The sequence below is a fragment of the Kribbella sp. NPDC051587 genome (genome assembly GCF_044453945.1).
Lineage (GTDB): Bacteria > Actinomycetota > Actinomycetes > Propionibacteriales > Kribbellaceae > Kribbella.
The window spans coordinates 665,216-687,316 of sequence record NZ_JBITDE010000002.1 but is presented as its reverse complement, the minus strand read 5'-3'; the positions used below and the strand labels follow the sequence as shown (position 1 = coordinate 687,316).

The following is a 22,101-nucleotide window of genomic DNA, read 5'->3' as shown; positions in this document are numbered from 1 at the left end:
GTGCTCACCAACGCCAACCCTGCCCCGCCCGGCCGGTATTCCCAACCCTAGAGTCCTGTCCGTGCTCCCCGCCTGGACCCTCCGCCCGGCCGCCCACTCGGATCTCGAGGAGATCGCCGAGCTGCGGGCCGTCGTACTGCGCCCGGACCTCGAACGCCTCGGCCGGTACGACGACCGCCGCGTCCGCCAGCGGTTCCGTGACAGCTTCGAGCCCACTCACGCCCGGATCATCGAGGTCGACGGGGTGTTCGCCGGCTCGATCGCCCTGCGCCCGGCCGACGGCGTGCACTGGCTGGAGCACTTCTTCCTGCTCCCGTCACTGCAGGGTCGTGGGCTCGGCAGCGCCATACTGTCCGAGGTTCTGGCAGCGTGCCCCGGGCCTGTGCGCCTCAACGTCCTCCAGGGCAGCGCCGCCCGCCGCCTCTACGAACGCCACGGCTTTGTTGTCGACTCCGAGGACCCGGTCGATGTCTTCATGACCCGCTAGGTGGGCCTGCGGCGATCCGCTCGCGCACCTGCCGCATGCGCTCGGGCGAGTGGTGCGGCATCTCCCACCGCGTCTCCAACCACCAGCTCGCGCCGGCATCGGCCCACTCACGCACCGGTCCCGGATCCGTCCCCGTGGTCTCTCCTTCGGCGATCACCTCGATATCGGGCGCCCGCTCCACCAGCCAGTCCTTGAGCCGCCGCATCTCCGCAGGCGTCTCGTCCCCGGCCGCGAACTGAGGCAGCACACCGTCACACCGCAGCACCCGCCGCATCGACTTCGGCCGCGGCCACACGCCAACCACCCAGATCGGAACCCGCTCCTGCACCGGCCGCCCGACCTGCGCCAGATCATCCCGCTCACAGCTGTACTCGTAGTACTGGCCCTGATAGCTGAGCCCACCGCCCCACAACGTCCGGATCAGGTCGATCCCCTCATCGAGCATCTCCGCCCGCGTCCGCAGATCCAGCTCCTCACCCGTCCGCGGCAGAGCCGTCTCCGTCGCTCCGACGCCCACCGCCAGCGTCGCCCGCCCACCAGACAGCTGATCAAGCGTCGCCACCTGACTCGCGACCTTCCACGGCCGCCGCCACGGCAACGGCGTCAGCATCGTCCCCAACCGGATGCGCTCCGTCCGCGCCGCGATCGCACACAGCAGCCCCCACGGCTCAACGCCGTACGCCGCCTCCCACACGAACACGCCGTCCCACCCAGCCTCCTCGGCCAGCACAGCCTGCTCCAACTGCTCCCCAGCGGTCCCGCCCGGCAAGATGAATCCGTATCTCATCCTCCAGTTCTACCGGCCGCGGCCGACATTCGGCATCAGCCGGCGATCTTTTAAGCTCACGTCCATGACTACCTTCGAGCGCCCCGAACCACCCCTCGTGGCCGGCGAGACCGAGTCGCTCATCGGCTTCCTCGAGTACCACCGGGCGACGTTCGCGTGGAAGAGCGACGGCCTGGACGCGGCCGGCCTCGCGGTCACCGTGGGCGCCTCGACCATGACGCTGGGCGGCATGTACAAGCACCTGGCCTACTACGAGGACCACTGGTTCTCGCGCTGCATGCAGGGCAACAAGCGCCACCCCCAGTGGTCCGGCCTGAACCCCGACGAGGTCTGGGCGGTCCACGAGACCCCGGAGGCCCTCCACGACATCTGGCAGAAGGCCGTAGACCGCTCCCGCACCCAACTGACCGAAACCTTGGCAGCCGGCGGCCTGGACCAGCCCGCCCGCCGCAGCTTCCCCGACGGCGAAACCGCCAGCGTCCGCTGGATCATCCTGCACATGATCGAGGAGTACGCCCGCCACAACGGCCACGCCGACCTCCTCCGCGAAGCCGTCGACGGCGTCGTCGGCGAATAGCTCAGGCGGCCCGCCACATCATTCGGCTCCGCATCATTCGCGGCGTATCGCGCGCATTGGGCGCGATCGAATGCAGCACCCACGGATGCGTGAGGTAGACATCCCCGGCGCTCCCCGTGAGCTCAACCACCCGCACCGGAATCCCGTCGACGTCCGCCTCACGCATCGGATCGATCTCCCGGTCCGCACAGGTCAACTGCCGAAACCACCCGTACGACGCCAGTACCTGATCGCGAACCGTCGTGAACTCCCGCTCCCCCGTGCCGTCCAAGTACCTCGCGATCACCCGATGCGACCCGGCAACCTGAGGCGTACCGCCACCCCCAGCTCAAGATCCCCGAGCAGCGCCCACACCTTCACGCCCGCCGGCACCTCGTCGTACCCGACATCCGTATGCCACTGCCGACACGGCACCGCCCAAGGCTCACCCGTCGGCATCGTGACCAACACCTGCCCCTGATGCGACGGCTCCACCCACTCACCCAGCAACTGATCAAGCGCACCCCGAAGCGCCGGCCCCAGAATCGCTGCCGCCGCCGGGTCCTTCTTGCTCGCCTTCAATCGCGTTGGCCTGCACGGTTCCCACGTACGGCGATCATCCGGCCGCATCCCGTACAGCTCACGGAGTTCACGCCAGATCCCCTCCCGCACCCGAGCCGCATCCTCAGCCCCGAACGCCCCCGGCAACCGCACAATCCCGTCCCGCGCGAACTCCTCCAGCTGCCCGTCGCTCAACATCCCCTCATCGTGAGCGCCCGTCGTACCGGCTCGCCACTCAATTCCGCTTGGCCCCGCCACGACGCCAGCGCAGCCGGCGCAGCTGCTCGTCCGCCCGGATGAGCTGCGCCTGGGCATGGGGGTTGTCCCGCCCCTGCACAAAGATTGCCCGCCGCAACTGCTCGATGGCCTGTCGAGTGACCGTCTTCGCCTCGGGCCAGTTGCGCAGCTCGCCGTACAGCCTGCCCAGGTTGAGAAGCGCGGCACCGTAGTAGGGAACGTACCGATCGTCCGTCCTGACGAGCCGGTGGTACTCCACCAGCAAGATCTTCAACTGCTCGATGGCGCCCTCCCGATTCCCCAGCTTCTCGAGAACCTCCGCCACCCGCGCGCGCACCGAAGCCGCCGTACCTTTGTCCCCGATCCCCGCGAACCACTCCGCCGACTCCAGCCACACCTCCGGCCGCTCATCCAGCGGCAGGGAGTCGCCATGGTGCAGCAACGTCTCCGCGAACAACCTGGCTCCCACCAGGTCACCGGCTGCTTCCCGCATCAGGTCGAGCCGGCCGTCCTCATCCGCGCGTCCACCCGGCAGGCTCTTCAGCAGGTACTCCGCCACCCCCGGATCAGCGAACCGCTGCCCCACCAGCGCCAGCAACTCCCGCTTGATCTCCGCAGCCCGAGCCCGCCGCCGCTCCGACAGAGCCATCGACTCCCCCACCGTCGTGGGATTAGGACTGGCCGCCGGCAGATACCGAACCCACCCGTCCCGCATCACCGAGTACACGACCTCCGGATGCGCCCTCGCAAACGCCTTCGCCTCGTCGACGCCGTACCGCCGCCCGCCCTCGGCCAACCCATTGGCCACCGCCACCCAAACCTCCACCGGCCACCCACCCAACGGCGCCCGATCAACCGCCTCCCCAAGATCGCTCATCCCCAAAAACTACGCACACCCCCGCGCCCCACGATCCTCACGGCACCAACAGGCCAAGGACCCGACTTTGCCGCGAGCCTTTTCATCACTCGATCTCGATCGTTCGCTCCACAGCGGCCGGATCACCCGCGTCGCCGTACCGCAGGGTCACCTGAACGGGCCGCAAGGACACCGCCCGCAAGGCCGGTTCGACGGCGGCGTACAGCTTGTCTGCATCCGGACCGTACAGATACAAGACCGCCTGGCCGCCCCCGAACTCATCCCCGTCGAAGTCCCCCAGACCACTGCCATCGACGATCGCCCGGATCTCCCCCTCAAGAGCCCGCACAACATCGCGCGCCCCCGCGCTGCCGAAATGCTCTTCGCCAATGGCGACACGAACGATCACCGCATGCTCAGACATCCCAACCCCTATCCAAAGACAAACCCCAGCCGACAGTACCGACACCTGACCCACCCACCACCGAGACGCTGGCCCCCGACTGGGGTGGGGTGCTGGGTCCGCGCCTCGCAGCGCCTCGGCTTAGGTACGACGTCGGATACCCTGCGTCCGCCAACTCGGTGTTCATCGACACCTGGAGCCCGGCGCATCACCCACACCGCCGTCACCAAGGAGGCCCTCCATGGAACCCGTCACGTTGATCACCGGCGGTTCGAGCGGGATCGGTGCGGCCACTGCCCGCGCCCTCCTCAAGCAAGGCCACCGCGTCGCGATCACCGGCCGCGACGCCGATCGCCTGGCCGCCGTTGCCACCTCCGCCGGAGCCGGCAACCAACTCCTGACCATCACCGGCGACGCCAGCGACGAGACCCACGTCGCCGCCGCCGTGAGTGAAGTCGTGGACTCGTGGGGCCAACTGGACGCAGTCATCGCGAACGCCGGCTTCTCCCTCCCCGGCACCCTGGAGAACCACGACCCCGCCGACATGCGCGCCATGGTCCTCACCAACGTCCTCGGCCCAGCCCTCCTGGTCCGCGAGACACTCCCACACCTCAGGAGGTCCAAGGGCCGCATAGTCATCGTCGGCTCGGTCGCCGGCACCAGAAACACCCCCGGAAACCTGTACTCCGTCACCAAGTGGGCCGCCCACGCCCTGGCCGAGAACACCCGCCTCCTAGTAGCCAAAGACCACGTCGGCGTTGCCCTCATCGCCCCAGGCGTCGTCGACACCCCCTTCTGGGACGACCGCGGCGGATCCCCCGCAGCCGCCCCAACCCTCACCGCCGAACAGATCGCCGAAACAATCCTCTTCGCCCTCAACCAACCCGAAGGCGTAGACATCAACCACCTGGTAACCCGCCCCACCGGCCAACTCAACTGACCACCGGACAAACGAAACAGCCCCTGACCTGCTGATCGCAGGTCAGGGGCTGTTCAGCGCCTGTGGCGGGTGCAGGGTTCGAACCTGCGTAGGCATAAGCCGACAGATTTACAGAGGGGTGATGCCCCCGCTCTGACCTGCATCAGAGGCTCCCGTAAGCCAGTCGCCCGCAGCATTTCCGCAGAGCCGTCCACAGAAGCCGGATGGCAACCTCGTTACTCGACGTCCGCAGTGTCTTCCGGGGCGGCGGATACGCGCTTGGTGACAAACCGCTGAACAACCTTGCGAGCCAGTAGTACCGCATCCAGACGCTGCTGCTCAGTTGCGAAGGGCTCGGCACCATGACGGCGGGCAGTCGCTAGGTACTCCAACGGCTTGATCTCTTCACGGTCGATGTCGAGTTCCGCTCGCAGCGCTTTCCAAGATCGATTGCGAGCAGCATCGCTGTCGGCTTTGCCATCCAAGTACCAATGGCGAATGCTCTCGATGGCTCGGAAGCAGAGCATCACCGTCTCACCTGGAGAGTCGATTGCCGATCGCAGATCGGCAAGTGCAAGCCGAACAGCCGACTCCCCTAGAGCCAGGTTCATGAAGGGCTGAAGGTGGACCCCTTCAACTCGCGTCTTATCCGAGCCCTCAGGTAGCAGTAGCTCCCATTGAAGGTCGCGGTGATGCAATTCCACCCCGTCAACCACCATGGACAAGATCTCGCCGCGAAGAGGCGCAGCCATGAAGAACCCCAGCGAGTCAAGCGCCCCTTGAATTATTGAGTGAACGTGATTCAAGAACGTCGGCAGATCTTCCGGCCGATCACCTTCGATGAACATGTTGAAGACGGCGCGCCGCACGAAGAGCGTGCATTTTGCCCCATAGAACTCGAAATCGACCGGATCCTGAAGTGTCCAGCCGAGGCGGCCTGGGTGGATGACTCCCGTTATCACTGCGAGCATTTGACGGGACTCAGATCCACCTTGCGCCTCCGCCGCTTCATTGGATCGCTCTTCTGAGACGGGAGTCATGCAGATCGCCTCACGAAGTCAAATCCCGCTGAAATAAGGCGCCGCTCATCCGCCCAGGAATGTCACACGTACGCACATAGTCGAAGCCATGCCTCATGTAATACTCATGGAGTCGCGTGTTCGTACTCCAACAGTTCAGGCGCATCCACCGCTTACCATCCCGCCGCGCTCGATCGGCAACCGCTTCAAGCAGATCTGATCCATAGCCCTTGCCATGCTCAACCACAAAGAACCGACTGATATAAACCTGCGGTTCGGCCCGTTCTTCCGGCGACCAGAACTCCGCCTCAGGGTCGATGATCGCCATCATTGCGACAACTCGACCGTCAATTTCCCATCCTACAAACGGGAAGCGGTCGAAGTCGGCGTCAATGTTGGCGTGGACCTTATCCATATCGAGGCCGCCCCGATACTGGTCGGTTCCCTTGGTGGACAGCCATTCCCCGGCTTCGTCGCGGACCTGGTGGACGAGCTGGCGGTGCGATTCATCGAGCGTAATCAGCATCAGTCGTCCGTATTCAGGTCATAGGAAACCTCTACGCGGTCGGCCGCCATTCGCGACACCATGTATCGGACCGGGCGACCTTCGGCGTCATATCCGACCCGGCTATGAATGAGTAGCGGGGTTCCCGGCGCCATCATGAGGCGCTGCGCTTCGTCGGCGCTGGGCATGCGGGCCGTGATGGTGTCGTGCCAACGAGTCTGCTTGTGGCCAGTCGCGGCGAGCAGGCCGCCCTGCACTCCGAGGTCACTCGGGTTCCAAAACAAATCATTGCCATCGGTGACGAACGGCGGGAAATACGAGTCGCTGAGCTGGTGGGGTTCGTCGTTGACCCAACGCAGGCGATTACGAGCCTGAATCGGCGTGCCCGGCTCGATGTGGAGCGCTTCGGCAACATCCGGTGAGGCTTGAATGCTGAGAATCTGCAGATCGTTCCTCGGCTTACCACCCTGAGCCTTGATGGTGTTTGCCCACGCGTCGCCGTCGTTGTTGTGGGCTTTCTCCCATTCGGCCATCTTCCATTCCCAGCGATGGATCTTGCGGACTGTACGAGTCCGGCCCTGGCTGCTGGTGATCAGCCCCTCAGCCTCCAGAGCGGCCAGTGCAGCGCGCACCGTGTTGCGGCTCGCGCCGTAGCGCTGGACCAACTCCGCCTCACTGGGCAGGGCAGAGCCCGGCTCTCCCAATGAGTCGCGGATCAGGCGCGCCACCCGCTCTTGCAACGTCTCTGGCATCCCAAGTTCCTCTCGTCTGCTGCTTGACAAGCCTATCCAGCTTGTTCCAACATGTCACTCGAACAACTTGTTCCTACAAGCCATAGAAGTAGTCCAAGTCCCATAGGCGTGGAACCCGCCGAGATCGAGAGGCAGCACACCGTGAGCAACGAGAAGCCGACCAGCAAGGACAGCAAGCCCCGCCCCCGGCGCGGCGGTATCGGCAGCATCACCGGCCCGATCGGGACCGTGATCGTCGGCGGAACCGGCCCGATCCACACCGGCAGCGGCGACGTGTACGTCAACGGCAAGAAGCAGCCGAAAACCAACTGAGTCCCGACATGAGCGACGCCCCGGCGGTTGCACCCGCCGAGGCGTCCGGGTCGCACCAATCCATTGCGTAGAGGAGCACAACCCGAATGAGCATCATCTCCCTTTTCGAGCCGTACGGCGAGGAGCCGACACCCGCCGACCTGGCCGCGATCGAGGCTGAGTGGCCGCAGATCGCCGCAGATCTGGACGTGCTGGATGCCGAGATCGCCGAACTGATCTCCGGTCCGTACATGTCCGAGATCGACCGCCGCCGGGTCCGCCGCGCTGAGCGCCGCGTGCTGGATTCGCGCCGCGAGCTGGCCGACAACAACCCGAAGTCGGAGGACGCAGCATGAGCGCCGCTTTCGCCGCCTATCTCCTGGCGCTGCTCACAGCCCACACCGTGGCCGATCACTGGATTCAGACGCATCACCAGGCCCTGTGCAAGGGCAAGCCCGGCCGGGTCGGTGTCCTCGCCTGCCTGCGTCATGTCGCCACCTACACCGCGACGACGGCCCTGCTCGGATTGCTGGTTTGGCAGGTCCTCGATCTCGAGCTGAGCTGGCTCGGTTTCCTGGCCGGACAGGCACTTTCGGCCGTCACGCACTACTTCGCCGATCGCCGGGTGCCGTTGGCGCGGTTGGCTCAGTGGTTCGGTAAGGCCGACTTCCTGGCGCTGGGCGTTCCGCGTACCGGCCTCGACCGCAACGGCAACGCCTACGACGACAACCCGTCGCTGGGGACTGGTGCTTACTCCCTCGATCAGTCGTTCCACCACCTGTGCCTGTTCCTCGCGGCCCTGCTGACGGTGGCGCTGTGAACGCCCGGGCGCTGCACCTGGCCGACCTGTACGCCGACCGGCTCGGAATCAACTCGCCCGACGCGGTGCAGAGCGAGCTGGCCGCGCGCTTCGAGCACCTGTCGTCCTTCGTACTGCTCGGAGGGATGCCCCGCGCCGGTGAGGCCGGTGTGATGTCAGCCGAGGGCGCGGCGGCCTACGGGGAGCTGTGGGTTCTGGACGCGTTCCTGACCGATGTCCGTGCCGCCCTCACCGAGGGGGTGCGGCGATGAGCAGCGAGGGCGTACAGCGCGAGATCCTGCGGCGCGCACTGGACCGGCACATGGACCGGGACCTGAACTTCACCGCCGGGTTCCTGGCGTCGTTCGTCGCGCGGGCCGTCCCGGTTGAACTGCTGGCCGAGCTGGTCGACGGACTGAACAAGGCCCGGCCGGTGCGCTGGATCGACACGGGCAGCGGCCCGGGTGTGGAGGACCCCCGATGAGCACACAAAAATCGGTCCAGGCGGTTATGCCGGCAAAAATCTCAGGCTCCGGCGTGGACCGATTGCGGACCGCTGCGGCCGAGGCGTCGCAGGTCCGGGCCCTGTCCACGCACCCCGACGTTGTGGCGCTGCGGGTGGAAAAGGTCCGCACGCAGGTTGACGTGTTGATGTGGGTCGGGATCGTGCTCGGTCTGGCCTTCACGATGGTCAACGTCCAAGCGTTCGCCGCTCAGGGCGCGGAGCCGAAGTCGCTGCCGTGGTTCGCAGCCTGGTCGCTCGATCCGATGGTGTCGCTGGTGCTGATCGCGGTGCTGCGGGCTGAGCAGATCACCGCCCGCTACCAGGTGTTCGACAACACGAGCTGGACCAAGGACGCCAAGTGGTACCAGCGGCTCGGCAACACCGACTGGATCAAGCGCACCAAGTGGTTCGCGTTCGTCGCGACATACGTCATGAACACCTGGGCGTCGTTCGGGCACAAGGATCCGGCCGGGATCGTGCTGCACTCGGTTCCGCCGCTGCTGGTGTTCTGCGCTGCCGAAACCGCGCCGATGCTGCGGGACCGGCTGACCGAAGCCGTCCTGCGGGCAGAGCAGCAAGCCGCGGTTGCCGTGACCGCCGTCCAGGTCGACGAGGCGGGGGCATCTCCTGTCCCCGCCGACGTAACCCCGGCAGCCGAGCTGCCAGCAGCCACGAGCGTCCCGGAAACGGCCACAGGAGACGAGAAGCCCGCTCCCGCTGACAAAGCGCCGTCGAAGCCGAAGCGTCCCCGCACAACGGCTTCCAAGGCCGCCAAGAAGCCCAGCACCACCAAGCCGGGCCGCAAGTTCCTGGCCGACTACGTGGCCGATGCCCTGGCCGTGATCGAGACCGGCGGCATGCCGGACGAGATCACCCCGGCGTGGGCGCGCCACACGACCGGGTGTTCGGCAGGGCTGTCCGCGAAGGTCGCGGCCACTGTGCGCGCCGAGCTGGCCGCCACGACCACTCAGACCACCACCGCTAGCCGTCCGGACCTCGTCCGGTCGGCGGCGTGACCAGGACCGGAGGCAGGTTCATGGACAACGTCCGCAAGCTCCACCCCGACAACGACGACAGCAACGAGCCCGTGAGCGGGATCGTGTTCACGCCCGCCGAACGGGTCGACCTGCCCACCGACGACGCAGCCGACGCGATTCCTGAGGCTGAGGTGGTCGAGGGCGAGATCCTGACCGAGGCCGAGGCGGCCGAGGTGGAAGCCCGCATCGCCAACCGTGGCGCACTGGTCGTCCGTAAGGCGGTCGCCGGTACGCAGGTCGCCACCCGGGCGGTGGTGCGGGTCGGCACGCACGATCGCACCAAGACCGCCGGGAAGGTCGTCCTGCGCGAGGGCTTCACTGTCGTGCAGGGTGTCGAGTCGTGGCTGAAACGAGCCTGGGACGCCTCGACTCAGGGGACCTACCGGCGGATGATCAAGGCCGCCGAGCTGGCAGGCGACCGCGACGAGCTGAAGGAGTGGACCGACCGCAAGGAGACCGCGACCGAGCGCCGTCACCGCCGCCTGATGGATCTGCCGAAGCTGGCGTTCGGTGTCCTCAAGGTCGCCGTGTCGATGGTGATCGGTGTCCCGTTCCTCGTGCTCGTCGTGGCGATCCTGGCGAAGGCAACTGGCAACGCGTCGTTCTCGGGTGTGTGGCTGGGGTTCTTCGGGCTGATCGGGTTCCTGATCGCTGCCGGTGCCGTCATCTGGTCGGGACTCTCGATCGCCGCGCCGTTCCTGATCGTCTACGGGGCGTGGCGTGAAGGCCGCAAGCGCGCGATGCCGCCCGCGTGGCTGGTCACGACGGCTGAGGCTGAGTGGGATGTGGCGATTGATGAAACCACGATCGCGAAAGCCCTGGACGCGCTGCGGATTCCGGCGATCACGCAGTACTTGAAGTCCGGCCTCAAGCTTCAGTTCATCACCCCCGCGAGGGTCGACGGGCGCGGTACTCACGCCGTCGTCCGGCTGCCTGCCGGTGTCACTGCCGAGAAGATCGCGCGCCGTCGTGGCGACCTCGCGACCGGCCTTCACCGGGCCGCGAAAGAGGTGTGGCCCAAGACCGGCAGCGAGGCCGGAATCCTGGATATCTGGATCGCTGACAAGGGCGCACTTGCCGAAGGCGCGGGTGACTACCCGTTGCTGACGGCTGGGCTGGTGGACGTGTTCAAGGGCGTGCCGGTCGGCAAGACGCTGCGCGGTGACGAGATCGTCGCGCCGATCATGGAACGCAACACCATGGCGGGTGGTATGCCGGGCCAGGGCAAGTCGACCGGTGCCCGCGACATCATGGCCGGTTGCGCACTTGACCCGACTGCCGAGTTGCGGATCTGGGTGCCGGACACGAACTTCGACTTCGAGGCGTTCAAGCCCCGCTGCGCGTCGTACGTGATGGGCGCGGATGACGATTCACTGAAAGCCATCCGGGACCAGCTCGTGAACATTCATGAAGAGGTCCAGCGACGCGGACAGTTGCTGGTCGACTTCGAGACCCCGGCGGTCACCCGTGAACTCGCGAGCGCTGGTGTCGGGCTGCACCCGCTGATCTGCCTGCTGGAAGAGGCGCACGTGGCGATCACCCACGAGACCTACGGCAAGGAGATCTCCAAGGTCCTGATCGACATCGTCAAGCTCGGACGCAAGCGCGGTATCCACATGATCATCTCGACTCAGGCACCGACCAAGGATTCGATGCCGCGCGACATCACCCGCAACTGCTCCAACGGCATCGCGTTCGCGGTCGGTGACCACGTCGCCAACGACGCTCTCCTAGGACAGGGCGCTTACGCGGCCGGTCACCGGGCAACCGAGCTGATCCCCGGCACCGACCGTGGAACCGCTGTGGTCAAGGGATTCAGCGGCGAGCGCTCCGAGATCGTGCAGTTCTACTACCTCGACGTTGCCAAGGGCAATGACCAAGTCACCCCGCTCATCAAGCGCAGCCTTGACGCCATCGCCAAGCTCGGCAAGACCGTCCAGGCCACGCAGATCGCAGCACCCGAGACGCGGGACCTGCTGACCGACCTGGACGCCGTCCTGACCGGCGACGAGCCGGTCAACAGCGCCGACGTTCCCGCGCTGCTCAAGCGCCACGCCCCGAACTGGCTGCCCTACCAAGGTCTGACCGGCAAGGCGCTGCGCGAACTGCTGGCCGACGAGCACGGCATCAAGGTCCCCTCGACCGGCAACCGCTACCCCATCGACCCGACTACCGTCCGTGAGGCAATCGTCCGGCGCGATCAGTCCGCCGCCGACGCCGACACGACCGACGACAACGGCGACGAGGCCGCGAGTTAACCCGGCGCCACGGGTCCGGAGACCCGCGTTTCAGCCGCTCTGAGCGGGACTCCGGACCCCACCTAACCCGGCTAACTCCCTAACTTTCCGCAGGTCAGAGCCGGGTTAACCCCCGATACGGCTCCGAGTTACAGACCTAACCCGAAACCGCCGACCTAACCACCTCTCTAACTCCCAACCGAACACCCACCGGCCGGACGCTCCACAGCGCCTGCCCCGGCCCGCTACACCTTCATTCGACTACAGAAAGTGATCAATCGTGATCGCCGTCCCGTCACCCTCCCCGATCCCGACACCAACTCTCCCGCCGTTGCCGGACCTTCCCAACCTGCCGCCGCCCGGCCCGGTGCGAACTGTCGCGCTGGTGATGTTCGGACTCGCTGCGCTCGTGCTGCTGACCGCCGCCTACCTCCTGTCCTGCCGGATCTGGCCCTACGCCAACTGCACGCGGTGCAGCGGCTCGGGCAAGTCCAGATCGCTTAGCGGCAAGGCGTTCCGCAACTGCCCGCGCTGCACCGGCACCGGCCGCCGCGAACGCGCCGGAACCAAGTACCTCAACCGCAACAAGACCCGCTAGCCGCCACCCGCACGCCGCCTGAACCCTCAACGCTGCAAGGAGGAAACACCCGTGTCAGCTCTGCTGCCCGCCGCTCTGGACGCCGCCGAACGCGGATGGCCGGTGTTCGTACTCGGACGCTCCAAGCGCCCCGTCGCCAACTGCGACGCCTGCCCGCCCGACGAGCCCGACCACGACCCGGCCGCCTGCGGTCACCTGACCTGCCACGGCTTCTACGCCGCCACCACCGACCCCGACCGACTCCGGCGCATCATCGCCGCCGTCCCGGGCGGTCAGCTCGCCGTCCGCACCGGCACCGTGTCCGGCCTAGTCGGCATCGACGTCGACCCCGGCCACGGAGGCGACGACAGCTTGCGACACCTGATGGATGCCGAGCTGGTGCCACGCACGCTCCACGTGCGTACCGGGTCCGGCGGACTGCACCTGTACTACCGCCACCCCGACCGGCCGATCACGTCCCGGCCGATGCCGAACCGGCCCGGCATCGACATCAAGGCAGACGGCGGATACCTCGTCCTACCGCCCTCACTCCACCACCGCACCCACCGCCCCTACCAATGGGGCCAGGCCGCCGAACTGACAGAGATGCCCCCCGCCCTGATCGATGCCTGTCAGCCACCACAAACCGACCTGACGGGTTTTGCCGGCAAAAATCTTAGGACCCTCGGGGGCGGGGGCATCTCCCACCCCGACGCCTTGCTCAGCTCGATTCTCGACACCGTCCGGCACGCACCCAAAGGCAAACGCCGCACGACGCTCTACGGGGCTGCTAGAGGCGTCGCACGCATGGTCGCGGCCGGTGCCATCGACCACGCCGCCGCTGTCATCGCACTCACCGACGTGGGCCACCAGGCCGCCCAGACCGAGCGCGAGATCAGGGCCGCCATCACCGGCGGATTCCGCGACGAAGGGATCGCCGCAGCATGAGCGCCGAACACCTACCCGACTGGCTACCGCCACTGACCGAGCCACCGGATGACCTGCCCGACTACCCCGATTCTGACCCGTGGGCACCGACTCCGATCCGGCCCGGCATCGTCGTACCGCCTGCGCCGCAAGGTCCCGTGTGGGATCACGCGCCGGTGCCGTTGACGACTGATCGGATCAAGCGAGCGTTCCCGGTCGAAGCGTTACCGGAGTGGGTGCGCGACGCCGTCGAAGCGGTCGCAGAAGCCACACAGACGCCGGTGGACCTTGCGGCGTCGGTTGGGTTGGCGTGCCTGTCGACGGCAGCCGCGGGGAAGGTGCTTGTGCGGGTGAACCGGTCGTGGGTTGAGCAGGTCAACCTGTACACGGTTACGGCGCTGCCGCCGGGGTCGCGCAAGTCACCGGTGTTCCGGGCAATGACCGAGCCGTTGACCGATGCCGAGTCGGCGCTGGCAGAGCTGGTGGCCGATCAGCGAACCGAGGCTGAGTTGGCGTCGCGGATAGCCCACGCCCGAGCCGAGGAGCTGGCGAGGAAGGCGGAGAAGCCAGGCGCGAATCCTCATGAGGCGCTGGCCGACGCGACGCAGGCAGCAAAGGAGGCCGCCGCGATCGTCGTGCCCGAGCTGCCCCGACTGATGACCGATGACGTAACCCCTGAGTCGTGCGTTTCGCTGCTGGCAAGGCACGGCGGCCGGATCGCTGTCCTGTCGGCTGAGGGCGACGTATTCGCGACCCTGACCGGCACTCGCTACTCAGCCGCGCCCAATCTCGGGGTGTTCCTTAAGGGCCATGCGGGCGACAAGATCCAGGTTGACCGGAAGGGCCGTGAGTCCGAGTCGATCGACCGACCGGCACTGACGCTCGGAGTCACGACGCAGCCGGGATCGCTTGCAGGGCTGGCGAATCAGCCGGGTTTCCGGGACCGGGGCGTGCTGGCACGGATCCTGTACAGCCTCCCGCAGAACACCGTGGGCGAGCGGAACCAGGAACCCGACCCGGTGCCCGAGGAGATCGAAGAGGCGTACAGCGCTCACCTCCAGGCGCTCGTACTGACGCTGGCCGAACGCGATGAGGCGTACCGGCTCGACCTGGATCCGGACGCTTACGCGATCCTTCTGGACTTCATGCGATGGCTCGAACCGCGACTTCACCCGGTCACGGGTCAGCTCGCCGCCATCACCGATTGGGCATCCAAGCTCGCCGGAGCGATCGTCCGCGTCGCCGCCCTGCTGCATGTCGCCGCGACGTACGAGACCGGCTACGCGCAGCCCATCAATGCCGACACCATGGCCGCCGCCGAACAGGTCGGCCGCTACTACCTCGACCACGCCCTAGCCGTCTACGACCTCATGGGAGGCAGCAACCATCCTGACCGCGACAACGCCCGCGCCGTCCTCGCCTGGATCGCCAACAACGGCGCCGACACAGTCACCCGCCGCGAACTGCTGCGTGCCTTCAACGGGCGCACCGGACTCAACACCCCCGCCGACATGGACCAAGCCGCCGCCGTACTGATCGACCACGGCTACCTCCGACTCCGCGACCCCAAGCCCGGACGGGGCCGTCCGTCCATCGCCTACGACGTTCACCCCGCCACCTTCGCCACCCTCTGACAAAAATGCCAGAAATGACAGAAGTCGGGTTTTTGTCATTATTGGCATTTTTGTCAGGGCTCCCATGATCCGAGGAGACCTCGCGTGCCGACGCCGACACCGATCCACCGCGCACACCTGACGATCACTGACCTGTGCGCCGAGCTGGGCGTAGCCCGGTCCACCTTCTACGACTGGCGGGCCGCTCGGAAAGCGCCCCGCTGCATCAAGCTCCCGAACGGCGAGATCCGTATCCGCCGTGCAGATTTCGAGAAGTGGCTTGTGAGCCTGGAGGACGCCGCGTGAACCCGCAAGAATTCTCTTACGACGTACACATCTTCGGTATCAGCATCTATTCCGGAAAGCGCCGCAAGAGCTACACCGTCCGTTGGGAGGTCGCAGGAAAGCGCGCCCAGGAGACGTTCACCCAATCGAAACTCGCAGACAGCTTTCGGGCCAAGCTGACAACCGCAGCACGCGAAGGAAGTGCATTCCATATTGCGAGCGGACTTCCGCACGAGATGTGGCGGGAGCTGAGCCGCCGTACCTGGTACGAGCACGCGACAGAGTTTGTCGACGTCAAGTGGCCTCACGCTTCGCCACGCCACCGCAAGAACATCGCCGAGGCACTTACGACCGTAACTGTTGCTCTCCTGCCGCCTCGATCGGCTCACGACGCGGCGCGGGTTCGTACGGTCCTCCGGTCCTGGAGCTTCAACAAGGCCGCCCGCAGTAACGTCCCAGCATTGGAAGCAAGTCCGAAGGAAACGGACTCTTCGCTGTTGCGGTGGATAGCGGAGAACTCTCCAGACCTGTCCGACCTGCGCGACGCACCGACAATGCGTCGGGCGCTCGACGCGCTCGGCTTGAAGCTCGACGGCAAATCGGCCGCACCGGCAACGGTAAGCCGCAAGCGTTCCGCGTTTTACAGCGCCCTGGAATACGCGGTGGAACTGCAACTCTTTGAGGCGAATCCGATCGATAAGGTTGCGTACACCAAGCCGGAAGCCAGCGACATAGTCGATCGGCGCGTTGTCGCTAACCCCCAGCAGGCGCGCTCACTTCTTGAAGCGGTCAGAGAGATACACCCCGCATTAGAGGCGTTCTTCGGGTGCCTGTATTACGCCGGACTGAGGCCATCCGAGGCAATCCACCTGAGTGACACTGATTGCAAGCTGCCCGACGCCGGATGGGGTGAATTGCTGCTGACCGGCTCGACCCAGCGGGCCGGGGCCGAATGGACCGACAGCGGGGAGGCTAGCGAGGATAGGAGCCTGAAGCACCGGCCGGACAAGGCGACTCGTCTTGTCCCAGCCTGCCCCGAGCTGGTCGAACTTCTGCGTCGGCACATGGCCGAATTCCGGTGCGGCCCCGGCGGCCGGTTGTTCGTCAGTCGGACCGGCCGGGCGGGCATCCCTCTACCGCCGCCGTACAGCAACCCTGTGTCGTCGAACACCTACGCCCGTGTCTGGGCAAAGGCTCGTACGAAGGCGCTTAGCGAGGCGCAGGCCGCCTCACCGCTTGCACAGCGCCCCTATGACCTACGACACGCTGCAGTGTCTCTGTGGCTCAATGCAGGCGTGCCAGCGACTCAGGTAGCCGAGTGGGCAGGTCACAGCCTGCACGTCCTGCTGAAGGTCTACGCGAAGTGCCTCGATGGACAGGACGAAGTTGCCCGGCAGCGAGTCGAGGCGGCACTGAAGGACACACCAGGCGAGCGAGCGGCCTAGCGCTCAAACTTCCTCACGTATTCCGCACTGGCAGCCGTAATCACACGGATTCGGCCGGACACAGTCGGACAGACGAAGACAGCCCCTGACCTGCATCTCTGCAGGTCAGGGGCTGTTTAGCGCCTGTGGCGGGTGCAGGGTTCGAACCTGCGTAGGCATAAGCCGACAGATTTACAGTCTGCTCCCTTTGGCCACTCGGGCAACCCGCCAGGGTGCTGCCGGTTCGTGAACCGGCGTGGGAGACGATACAACAGTAGGTGCCCCTGACGGCAAATCGGAAAGGAAGTGCCCATGGCTTCGGAGTCCTCCTTCGACATTGTGAACAAGGTTGAGCGCCAGGAGGTGGACAACGCGGTGAACCAGGCCGCGAAGGAGATCAGCCAGCGGTTCGACTTCAAGAACGTGGGCGCTCAGATCGAGTGGTCCGGGGAGTCGATCGCGATGGAGGCGAACACCGAGGAGCGGGTGAACGCCGTACTGGACGTGTTCAAGGACAAGCTGGTCAAGCGCCAGATCTCGCTGAAGGGGCTCGATGCGGACGAGCCGAAGTTGTCGGGGAAGATCTACAAGATCACCGCGACGATCGACGCCGGGATCACGCAGGAGAACGCGAAGAAGCTGTCGAAGCTGATCCGGGACGAGGGTCCGAAGGGCGTCAAGGCGCAGATCCAGGGCGAGGAGCTGCGGGTCTCGAGCAAGAGCCGGGACGACCTGCAGACCGTGCAGGCGCTGATCAAGGGTCAGGACCTCGACTTCGCGGTGCAGTTCGTCAACTACCGCTGACGCAGGCCGGACGGCGACCCGGTTAACGGGTCGCCGCGGGCCGGTCAGGGCGGGCATGCTGGGCGGCGTGGGTGACACGTTGCTGCGGCGGTGGTTGTACGACGACTTCGGGCTGGATGTGGTGGAACTCTCACCTGTGGGGCACGGGGCGGACCTGGCTGCGCAGGTGTGGAGGGCCCGTACGGCGACCAATGGGTACGCCGTGAAGTGGAGTGGGGCCGGGACCAACACCGGGCACCAGGTGGCGGCGTACCTGGGTGATTGTGGGCTGCCGGGGGTGCCGGAGGCGGTGCGGACGGTGGAGGGCGGGTTGTGGACCTTCCATGGGAAGAAGAAGCGGCTGACGGTGACGCCGTGGATCGACGCTGCGCGGGCGGCTGAGGTTGGGCTGACGGTCGAGCAGTGGAGCCAGTACGGCGTACTGCTGCGGCGCGTGCATGACGCGGAACCGCCGGTGCGGTTGCGGGACGCGCTGCCGCGGGAGAGCCATATCGATGCTCGGGTGCCGGGGCTGGCGGCTGAGGTGCGGGAGCGGCTGCGAGCGCCTCAGGATGAGGTTGAGGCGGAGCTGGCGGCGCTCTGGGGGCAGTTTGCGGAGACGATTGACGTGCTGCTGGCTGGGGATCCGCCAGCGCCTGAGGGGCAGCGGGTGGTCTGCCACGGCGATCCGCACCTGGGGAACGTGCTGGTCGCGAAGGGGCAGCTGCATCTGATCGACTGGGACGACGTGATCCTGGCTCCTCGTGAGCAGGATCTGATGTTCATGCTCGGCGGGATGAGCGACGTCGGTACGACGAACGCGGAGCAGGTCGAGGCATTCCTGAGCGGCTACGGTCAGCACGTGATCGACGACGAGGCGGTCCGCTACTACCGGCACGTCCGGGCCCGCGAAGACGTGGTGGGCTGGTCGCACCAGGCGCTCACCGGTCCGGACCGGGAGAAGTGCGTCGCCATCACCCGCGGCATCCTCACCACCGGCCTCGCCGCGTTGGCGGTGCAGTAGGTGCTGACCGTTGAGCAGATCCAGCAGCACTTCATCGAGGTGCTGAACGGTGCTATCCGGAGGCCGGCGTTGTACGGGCCGGGTGAGGTCGGCCTCCACTACGCCATGTCCAACGTCACGTACGTGATGGAGACAGACGACGAGTGGAGCGACGCGTTGGCGGAGCGGGGCGCTTGGTCGTCGATCGGGGTCAGTGGGGCGGTCAGGCAGTTGATGCCGGAGACCGAACAGCGTGCGGCGGCTTCGGTGTATGCCGACTACGCGCGTGAACACGGGTGGCTGACGCTTGACCGGGTGCTGACGAGCGACGAGTACGGCGACCTCCACAGCGAGCTCGCCACCTGGTGTGCAGTCGATCGGACCCGGGCCGACGTGCTCGCTCGCTTCGGAGAGCCGTCGGTGCGGATTGGCGGGATCGGCGACCAATCGCTCGGATACGGACGCCGGGTGAGCCGATCGTGTGGTTCCACACCGGGAACGACGAGGGTGTTGCTGGCGGGACGGTGTGGCGGACAGTTCGTCGAGTCGCTGTTGTTCACGCCCGAAGGCGCACGGCGGCGACCGGCCGAGGACGACGACGAGGAGTAGCACGACGCCAACGTCCGAAAACCCGGAGACGGGCCCTCCGATCCTTCGGACGTTGCGTACCCGGCGAAGCTAACGTCCGAAAAGCCGGAGACGGGCTCTCCGATCCTTCGGACGTTGGGTGGGGGCGGGGAAGTCGGAGGGGCGACTAGTACGTGTGCTTGGGTGCGGGGTTAGGCGTGGCGGACCCAGATGTTGGGTTCGACGTAGGTGCCGGTGTTGGTGGGGTGGTCGATGTGCAGGGTGGAGAGGCCGGCGGGGATGACGTAGGGGCCGGTTGAGGGGAAGGACATGTGGGTCCAGGACTCCCAGTCGGCGATGGGGGCCTTGATGGTTTGGGAGGTGGGGGCGGGGGCTAGGACGGTGGCGCCTAGGCGGGCGTGGGTGCGGAGCCAGGGGTCGAAGGGGAGGCCGTCGGGGCGGGTCCAGGCCATGTAGGTCTCGATGGGGGTCAGGGGGTAGCGGGGCTTCCAGGTGGGGCGGAGCGGGGCGATCACCCCCAGGCCGGCGGCGACGGCTCGGTCGCGGAGGGCGGTGATCAGGGCTGAGGCGGCGCCGCGGAATTCGGGCAGTACGGCGGCGGCCATCAGCACGAAGGTGTTCGGGACGACGCCTGCCTCGTACGACGTGACTGCCCGCCCGAGCGCGTCCGCATAGCCGCCGGGCAGGTCGGCGACTGCGCCGTCCCAGGCGAGCGTCACTCCCCAGCAGCCGGCGGCCAGGCGGTCTTCGAGCACGAAGTAGAACTCCCAGTCCGCGAAGTACTGGGTTCGTCGCGCGTTCCAGACCGACGCCTCGGCGTCGTGGAAGATGAACTCGGGCCAGCCCTCCGCGAAGCGCTCGGAGGCCTCGGCGTCGTACTGCGGAGCGTCGGCAGCGGGGATCAGCACCTTCAGCACGCTAGCGGCCGGCGACGACCGTGGTCATCTCATTTCGGATGGCGCGTGGGGAGGCACCGAGTTCGCGGTGGCAGGTCTTGTTGAAGGCCTGCAGGTCGGGGATGCCGACGGAGGCAGCCACGGCGGGGATGGACAGGGTCGACGCCACCAGGAGGTGCCGGGCCCGGTTCATGCGGCGGTGCCGGAGGTAGCTGATCACAGTGGAGCCAGTCTCGGCTTGGAAGAGGCGTGTGAGGTGGTTGTGAGAGACGCCAACCACCCGCGCCACCCCGGCGACGCTCAGAGGCTGGCTGAGGTTGGCCTCGATGTACGCCGTTGCCGCCGCGACCGCTGGATGCCGGGGGTCACCAGCAGGCGTGGCCGCAGCCAGGTCGGCGATGCGCCACAGCACCGTCCAGATCTCGGCAGCAACCCGCGCAGAGCCTGACGGGGACGCCTCGATGGCCGACCGCATCAACCCGGTCAGCACCGGAGCGGTCTCCCCCGCATCCTGTACGACGGGCACGTACGACGGCGAGCCCACATCCAAAGGCCGGAAGTGGGCGTAGAGGTGTTCGGACCGACCGCGGTAGTCGAACTGCACCGGAGCCCCGGCTGGGGTGAGTGACACGTAGCCCGGCGCCACCGCGTACGTCGTACCGGCGACGGTGAGGTCGCAGGAGTAGGTGTAGAGGTGGAGCTGCCAGAGGTCCGGGAGCTGGAAGACGTCGCGCAGCGATCGGGTGCCGTGGATCCCCGACCCGACGTTGACAACCTCCGGCGGCGCGGCTAATGGCAACGCGATCATGGTGAAAAATTACCACCAGTGGTGATCACAACCCACGCGCCAGCACGAACAGGGGACCTAGCGTTGTGGAGTAGCAACCACCACCCCGAGAGGGAGAACCATGCCTCATCCGCATCAGAAGAACCTGCTCAGCTCGGTTCAGATGGCGCATTTCGTGGCGACGGGGGCGCTCCGGATGGACGCCGTCGTGCCCGACGAGATGAACCGGCAGGCGATCGAGGTCCTCGACAACGGCATCCCCGGCGTCCCGTACGGCACCCCGCTGTCGGAGGCGTTCGTGGACAGCGAATTCGTCCAGCGGCTGGTGCAACTGCCGGAGGTGGCCGGGGCGATCCACAGCCTGGTCGGTCCGGAGCCGACGGTCGACCACCACGCCGTGCACATCCGCCGCGCCAACGAGGGTGAGGCGCAGAACCTGCACGGTGACGCGATCATCGACGTCCGCGAGGACGCCTTCGACGTCCAGCTCATGTACTACCCGCAGGACGTCACGCTGGAGATGGGCGGCACGCTGAGCGTCCCCGGCAGCCACCTGCGCCGTACCAACGAGTCCGACACCGGCAGGTACCAGAACCTGCTCGGCCAGACCAGACTGGTCTGCCCGGCCGGCACCGTCCAGTTCCTGCACCACGGCATCTGGCACGGCGGCCGCAAGAACGACAGTGCGATCGACCGGTACATGTTCAAGATCCGCTTCAACCCCACCGTGCGCCAGGTCCGCCTCTGGAACCTCGAGGACCTGTACGACGAGGAGGTGGCGCGCGAGCTGAGCCAGTCGTTCCCGTGGTACGAGAACGCCACTGGCCGGCTGGAGATCTACAACCGCGTCAAGCTCTGGCAGGCGCTCACCGGTGACGACACCTTCGACCCGGACTTCTGGGTGACCCGGGTGTCGAACCGTCCGCAGCGCGTGGTCTCCCAGCGCAGCGTCAACCCCCACGCCAAGAAGGTGATCGCATGACCACGACTGCTCAGCAGACCCTGAGGCAGCAGGTGCTGGTGCTGTACCTCGCCTCCTCCGCGCTGGACGCCCGCGTGGTCGGCTGGTCGACGTACGACGGAACAGGCGAGACGTCTCCGACCACGGGGGACAGCGACGTACCGCCGTACGCGACCGGGCTGGATGCGTTGAAGGACGGCTGGCGGCTGTTCCAGGCAGCACAGCTGCTGCCGCCGCAGCCGGGGCACGAGTACGACGTCTCGTTCCTCAAGCACGAGTTCTTCTTCGAGAAGCTCGTCTGAGCAA

30 protein-coding genes and 1 tRNA gene are annotated in these 22,101 nt (G+C 66.6%); 20 read left to right on the top strand and 11 right to left on the bottom strand.

Going from position 1 to position 22,101, the window contains the following annotated elements; all coding sequences use genetic code 11:
- The first annotated feature begins 61 nt into the window (after window positions 1–61).
- Entirely contained in the window at window positions 62–487 is a 426-nt protein-coding gene (locus ACIA49_RS09565; protein WP_396376692.1) for a GNAT family N-acetyltransferase, read from the top strand.
- On the opposite strand, the gene ACIA49_RS09560 is transcribed toward ACIA49_RS09565, so the two are convergent.
- Window positions 474–1,274, bottom strand: a complete 801-nt coding sequence (locus tag ACIA49_RS09560) for an LLM class flavin-dependent oxidoreductase (protein ID WP_396376691.1) — start codon at window positions 1,272–1,274, stop codon at window positions 474–476. The two genes, ACIA49_RS09565 and ACIA49_RS09560, sit on opposite strands and share 14 nt — an antisense overlap.
- A gap of 64 nt (window positions 1,275–1,338) precedes the next feature.
- Between ACIA49_RS09560 and ACIA49_RS09555 the strand changes: the two genes are divergently transcribed.
- Complete coding sequence (locus ACIA49_RS09555; protein ID WP_396376689.1) at window positions 1,339–1,851, top strand: DinB family protein; 513 nt, start codon at window positions 1,339–1,341, stop codon at window positions 1,849–1,851.
- A gap of 1 nt (window position 1,852) precedes the next feature.
- Here ACIA49_RS09555 and ACIA49_RS09550 read toward each other — a convergent pair whose 3' ends face one another.
- The 4 genes from ACIA49_RS09550 to ACIA49_RS09535 all read right to left on the bottom strand — a co-directional run bounded on the left by ACIA49_RS09550 (window position 1,853) and on the right by ACIA49_RS09535 (window position 3,908).
- Window positions 1,853–2,137, bottom strand: coding sequence for a hypothetical protein (locus tag ACIA49_RS09550; RefSeq protein ID WP_396376687.1), 285 nt, complete (start codon window positions 2,135–2,137; stop codon window positions 1,853–1,855).
- The gene (locus tag ACIA49_RS09545) at window positions 2,134–2,589 is read right to left on the bottom strand and encodes a hypothetical protein (RefSeq protein ID WP_396376686.1); all 456 of its coding nucleotides are present in this window, start codon (window positions 2,587–2,589) and stop codon (window positions 2,134–2,136) included. Before ACIA49_RS09545 ends, ACIA49_RS09550 begins: the two co-directional genes overlap by 4 nt.
- A gap of 37 nt (window positions 2,590–2,626) precedes the next feature.
- Window positions 2,627–3,505 carry a hypothetical protein gene (locus tag ACIA49_RS09540; RefSeq protein ID WP_396376684.1) on the bottom strand — a complete coding sequence of 293 codons (879 nt, stop codon included), beginning with the start codon at window positions 3,503–3,505 and terminating at the stop codon, window positions 2,627–2,629.
- 85 nt (window positions 3,506–3,590) lie between these two features.
- Window positions 3,591–3,908 carry a hypothetical protein gene (locus tag ACIA49_RS09535; RefSeq protein ID WP_396376683.1) on the bottom strand — a complete coding sequence of 106 codons (318 nt, stop codon included), beginning with the start codon at window positions 3,906–3,908 and terminating at the stop codon, window positions 3,591–3,593.
- Window positions 3,909–4,128: 220 nt separating this feature from the next.
- Here ACIA49_RS09535 and ACIA49_RS09530 point away from each other — a divergent pair, with 220 nt between their 5' ends.
- The gene (locus ACIA49_RS09530) at window positions 4,129–4,827 is read left to right on the top strand and encodes an SDR family oxidoreductase (protein ID WP_396376682.1); all 699 of its coding nucleotides are present in this window, start codon (window positions 4,129–4,131) and stop codon (window positions 4,825–4,827) included.
- Window positions 4,828–5,042: 215 nt separating this feature from the next.
- On the opposite strand, the gene ACIA49_RS09525 is transcribed toward ACIA49_RS09530, so the two are convergent.
- From ACIA49_RS09525 to ACIA49_RS09515, 3 genes are read right to left on the bottom strand one after another with little or no spacing between them, the layout of a single operon-like run.
- Window positions 5,043–5,846 (bottom strand): hypothetical protein, encoded by an 804-nt coding sequence (locus ACIA49_RS09525; RefSeq protein WP_396376681.1) that lies wholly within the window; start codon window positions 5,844–5,846, stop codon window positions 5,043–5,045.
- 10 nt (window positions 5,847–5,856) lie between these two features.
- On the bottom strand, window positions 5,857–6,351 hold the full coding sequence (locus tag ACIA49_RS09520; protein WP_396376679.1) for a GNAT family N-acetyltransferase: 495 nt from the start codon (window positions 6,349–6,351) through the stop codon (window positions 5,857–5,859).
- Window positions 6,351–7,082 (bottom strand): GntR family transcriptional regulator, encoded by a 732-nt coding sequence (locus ACIA49_RS09515; RefSeq protein ID WP_396376678.1) that lies wholly within the window; start codon window positions 7,080–7,082, stop codon window positions 6,351–6,353. Before ACIA49_RS09515 ends, ACIA49_RS09520 begins: the two co-directional genes overlap by 1 nt.
- Window positions 7,083–7,223: 141 nt before the next feature.
- Between ACIA49_RS09515 and ACIA49_RS09510 the strand changes: the two genes are divergently transcribed.
- The 12 genes from ACIA49_RS09510 (at window position 7,224) to ACIA49_RS09455 (ending at window position 16,798) form a co-directional block, all read left to right on the top strand.
- On the top strand, window positions 7,224–7,394 hold the full coding sequence (locus ACIA49_RS09510; RefSeq protein WP_396376677.1) for a hypothetical protein: 171 nt from the start codon (window positions 7,224–7,226) through the stop codon (window positions 7,392–7,394).
- 86 nt (window positions 7,395–7,480) lie between these two features.
- Window positions 7,481–7,729, top strand: coding sequence for a DUF6284 family protein (locus ACIA49_RS09505; RefSeq protein ID WP_396376676.1), 249 nt, complete (start codon window positions 7,481–7,483; stop codon window positions 7,727–7,729).
- A complete protein-coding gene (locus ACIA49_RS09500; protein WP_396376675.1) occupies window positions 7,726–8,193 on the top strand; it encodes a DUF3307 domain-containing protein in 468 nt (155 codons plus the stop codon). The genes ACIA49_RS09505 and ACIA49_RS09500 overlap by 4 nt, the downstream gene beginning before the upstream one ends.
- Window positions 8,190–8,444 carry a hypothetical protein gene (locus ACIA49_RS09495; RefSeq protein WP_396376673.1) on the top strand — a complete coding sequence of 85 codons (255 nt, stop codon included), beginning with the start codon at window positions 8,190–8,192 and terminating at the stop codon, window positions 8,442–8,444. Before ACIA49_RS09500 ends, ACIA49_RS09495 begins: the two co-directional genes overlap by 4 nt.
- The gene (locus tag ACIA49_RS09490; RefSeq protein WP_396376672.1) at window positions 8,441–8,656 is read left to right on the top strand and encodes a hypothetical protein; all 216 of its coding nucleotides are present in this window, start codon (window positions 8,441–8,443) and stop codon (window positions 8,654–8,656) included. The genes ACIA49_RS09495 and ACIA49_RS09490 overlap by 4 nt, the downstream gene beginning before the upstream one ends.
- Window positions 8,653–9,693, top strand: coding sequence for a hypothetical protein (locus tag ACIA49_RS09485; protein ID WP_396376671.1), 1,041 nt, complete (start codon window positions 8,653–8,655; stop codon window positions 9,691–9,693). Before ACIA49_RS09490 ends, ACIA49_RS09485 begins: the two co-directional genes overlap by 4 nt.
- Window positions 9,690–11,972, top strand: coding sequence for a cell division protein FtsK (locus ACIA49_RS09480; RefSeq protein ID WP_396376670.1), 2,283 nt, complete (start codon window positions 9,690–9,692; stop codon window positions 11,970–11,972). The genes ACIA49_RS09485 and ACIA49_RS09480 overlap by 4 nt, the downstream gene beginning before the upstream one ends.
- A gap of 310 nt (window positions 11,973–12,282) precedes the next feature.
- Window positions 12,283–12,549, top strand: a complete 267-nt coding sequence (locus tag ACIA49_RS09475; RefSeq protein WP_396376669.1) for a hypothetical protein — start codon at window positions 12,283–12,285, stop codon at window positions 12,547–12,549.
- A gap of 51 nt (window positions 12,550–12,600) precedes the next feature.
- The gene (locus tag ACIA49_RS09470) at window positions 12,601–13,476 is read left to right on the top strand and encodes a bifunctional DNA primase/polymerase (protein ID WP_396376668.1); all 876 of its coding nucleotides are present in this window, start codon (window positions 12,601–12,603) and stop codon (window positions 13,474–13,476) included.
- Window positions 13,473–15,089 (top strand): YfjI family protein, encoded by a 1,617-nt coding sequence (locus tag ACIA49_RS09465; RefSeq protein ID WP_396376666.1) that lies wholly within the window; start codon window positions 13,473–13,475, stop codon window positions 15,087–15,089. Before ACIA49_RS09470 ends, ACIA49_RS09465 begins: the two co-directional genes overlap by 4 nt.
- Window positions 15,090–15,173: 84 nt before the next feature.
- Entirely contained in the window at window positions 15,174–15,374 is a 201-nt protein-coding gene (locus ACIA49_RS09460) for a helix-turn-helix transcriptional regulator (protein WP_380090862.1), read from the top strand.
- Entirely contained in the window at window positions 15,371–16,798 is a 1,428-nt protein-coding gene (locus ACIA49_RS09455; protein ID WP_396376665.1) for a tyrosine-type recombinase/integrase, read from the top strand. Before ACIA49_RS09460 ends, ACIA49_RS09455 begins: the two co-directional genes overlap by 4 nt.
- Before the next feature lie 126 nt (window positions 16,799–16,924).
- Here ACIA49_RS09455 and ACIA49_RS09450 read toward each other — a convergent pair.
- Window positions 16,925–17,007 (bottom strand) — tRNA-Tyr (locus tag ACIA49_RS09450).
- 82 nt (window positions 17,008–17,089) lie between these two features.
- On the opposite strand from ACIA49_RS09450, the gene ACIA49_RS09445 reads away from it, so the two are divergent.
- The 3 genes from ACIA49_RS09445 to ACIA49_RS09435 all read left to right on the top strand — a co-directional run bounded on the left by ACIA49_RS09445 (window position 17,090) and on the right by ACIA49_RS09435 (window position 19,172).
- Complete coding sequence (locus tag ACIA49_RS09445) at window positions 17,090–17,581, top strand: YajQ family cyclic di-GMP-binding protein (protein ID WP_391541288.1); 492 nt, start codon at window positions 17,090–17,092, stop codon at window positions 17,579–17,581.
- 67 nt (window positions 17,582–17,648) lie between these two features.
- Complete coding sequence (locus ACIA49_RS09440) at window positions 17,649–18,584, top strand: phosphotransferase enzyme family protein (protein ID WP_396376664.1); 936 nt, start codon at window positions 17,649–17,651, stop codon at window positions 18,582–18,584.
- A complete protein-coding gene (locus ACIA49_RS09435) occupies window positions 18,585–19,172 on the top strand; it encodes a hypothetical protein (RefSeq protein ID WP_396376662.1) in 588 nt (195 codons plus the stop codon).
- Between the two features lie 170 nt (window positions 19,173–19,342).
- On the opposite strand, the gene ACIA49_RS09430 is transcribed toward ACIA49_RS09435, so the two are convergent.
- Window positions 19,343–20,059 carry a hypothetical protein gene (locus tag ACIA49_RS09430; RefSeq protein WP_396376661.1) on the bottom strand — a complete coding sequence of 239 codons (717 nt, stop codon included), beginning with the start codon at window positions 20,057–20,059 and terminating at the stop codon, window positions 19,343–19,345.
- A gap of 10 nt (window positions 20,060–20,069) precedes the next feature.
- Window positions 20,070–20,855, bottom strand: a complete 786-nt coding sequence (locus tag ACIA49_RS09425) for a helix-turn-helix domain-containing protein (RefSeq protein WP_396376660.1) — start codon at window positions 20,853–20,855, stop codon at window positions 20,070–20,072.
- A gap of 100 nt (window positions 20,856–20,955) precedes the next feature.
- Between ACIA49_RS09425 and ACIA49_RS09420 the strand changes: the two genes are divergently transcribed.
- Both ACIA49_RS09420 and ACIA49_RS09415 read left to right on the top strand, forming a co-directional pair.
- Window positions 20,956–21,816, top strand: coding sequence for a phytanoyl-CoA dioxygenase family protein (locus ACIA49_RS09420; protein WP_396376659.1), 861 nt, complete (start codon window positions 20,956–20,958; stop codon window positions 21,814–21,816).
- The gene (locus ACIA49_RS09415) at window positions 21,813–22,097 is read left to right on the top strand and encodes a hypothetical protein (protein WP_396376657.1); all 285 of its coding nucleotides are present in this window, start codon (window positions 21,813–21,815) and stop codon (window positions 22,095–22,097) included. The genes ACIA49_RS09420 and ACIA49_RS09415 overlap by 4 nt, the downstream gene beginning before the upstream one ends.
- Window positions 22,098–22,101 lie beyond the last annotated feature (4 nt).

Coding starts and splice junctions, on each gene's coding strand:
- ACIA49_RS09505 (WP_396376676.1), top strand. CDS start 7,481: ATGAGCATCATCTCCCTTTTCGAGCCGTACGGCGAGGAGCCGACACCC.
- ACIA49_RS09445 (WP_391541288.1), top strand. CDS start 17,090: ATGGCTTCGGAGTCCTCCTTCGACATTGTGAACAAGGTTGAGCGCCAG.
- ACIA49_RS09425 (WP_396376660.1), bottom strand. CDS start 20,855: ATGATCGCGTTGCCATTAGCCGCGCCGCCGGAGGTTGTCAACGTCGGG.
- ACIA49_RS09515 (WP_396376678.1), bottom strand. CDS start 7,082: ATGCCAGAGACGTTGCAAGAGCGGGTGGCGCGCCTGATCCGCGACTCA.
- ACIA49_RS09420 (WP_396376659.1), top strand. CDS start 20,956: ATGCCTCATCCGCATCAGAAGAACCTGCTCAGCTCGGTTCAGATGGCG.
- ACIA49_RS09540 (WP_396376684.1), bottom strand. CDS start 3,505: ATGAGCGATCTTGGGGAGGCGGTTGATCGGGCGCCGTTGGGTGGGTGG.
- ACIA49_RS09560 (WP_396376691.1), bottom strand. CDS start 1,274: ATGAGATACGGATTCATCTTGCCGGGCGGGACCGCTGGGGAGCAGTTG.
- ACIA49_RS09520 (WP_396376679.1), bottom strand. CDS start 6,351: ATGCTGATTACGCTCGATGAATCGCACCGCCAGCTCGTCCACCAGGTC.
- ACIA49_RS09415 (WP_396376657.1), top strand. CDS start 21,813: ATGACCACGACTGCTCAGCAGACCCTGAGGCAGCAGGTGCTGGTGCTG.
- ACIA49_RS09500 (WP_396376675.1), top strand. CDS start 7,726: ATGAGCGCCGCTTTCGCCGCCTATCTCCTGGCGCTGCTCACAGCCCAC.
- ACIA49_RS09465 (WP_396376666.1), top strand. CDS start 13,473: ATGAGCGCCGAACACCTACCCGACTGGCTACCGCCACTGACCGAGCCA.
- ACIA49_RS09545 (WP_396376686.1), bottom strand. CDS start 2,589: ATGTTGAGCGACGGGCAGCTGGAGGAGTTCGCGCGGGACGGGATTGTG.
- ACIA49_RS09535 (WP_396376683.1), bottom strand. CDS start 3,908: ATGTCTGAGCATGCGGTGATCGTTCGTGTCGCCATTGGCGAAGAGCAT.
- ACIA49_RS09485 (WP_396376671.1), top strand. CDS start 8,653: ATGAGCACACAAAAATCGGTCCAGGCGGTTATGCCGGCAAAAATCTCA.
- ACIA49_RS09490 (WP_396376672.1), top strand. CDS start 8,441: ATGAGCAGCGAGGGCGTACAGCGCGAGATCCTGCGGCGCGCACTGGAC.
- ACIA49_RS09525 (WP_396376681.1), bottom strand. CDS start 5,846: ATGACTCCCGTCTCAGAAGAGCGATCCAATGAAGCGGCGGAGGCGCAA.
- ACIA49_RS09530 (WP_396376682.1), top strand. CDS start 4,129: ATGGAACCCGTCACGTTGATCACCGGCGGTTCGAGCGGGATCGGTGCG.
- ACIA49_RS09555 (WP_396376689.1), top strand. CDS start 1,339: ATGACTACCTTCGAGCGCCCCGAACCACCCCTCGTGGCCGGCGAGACC.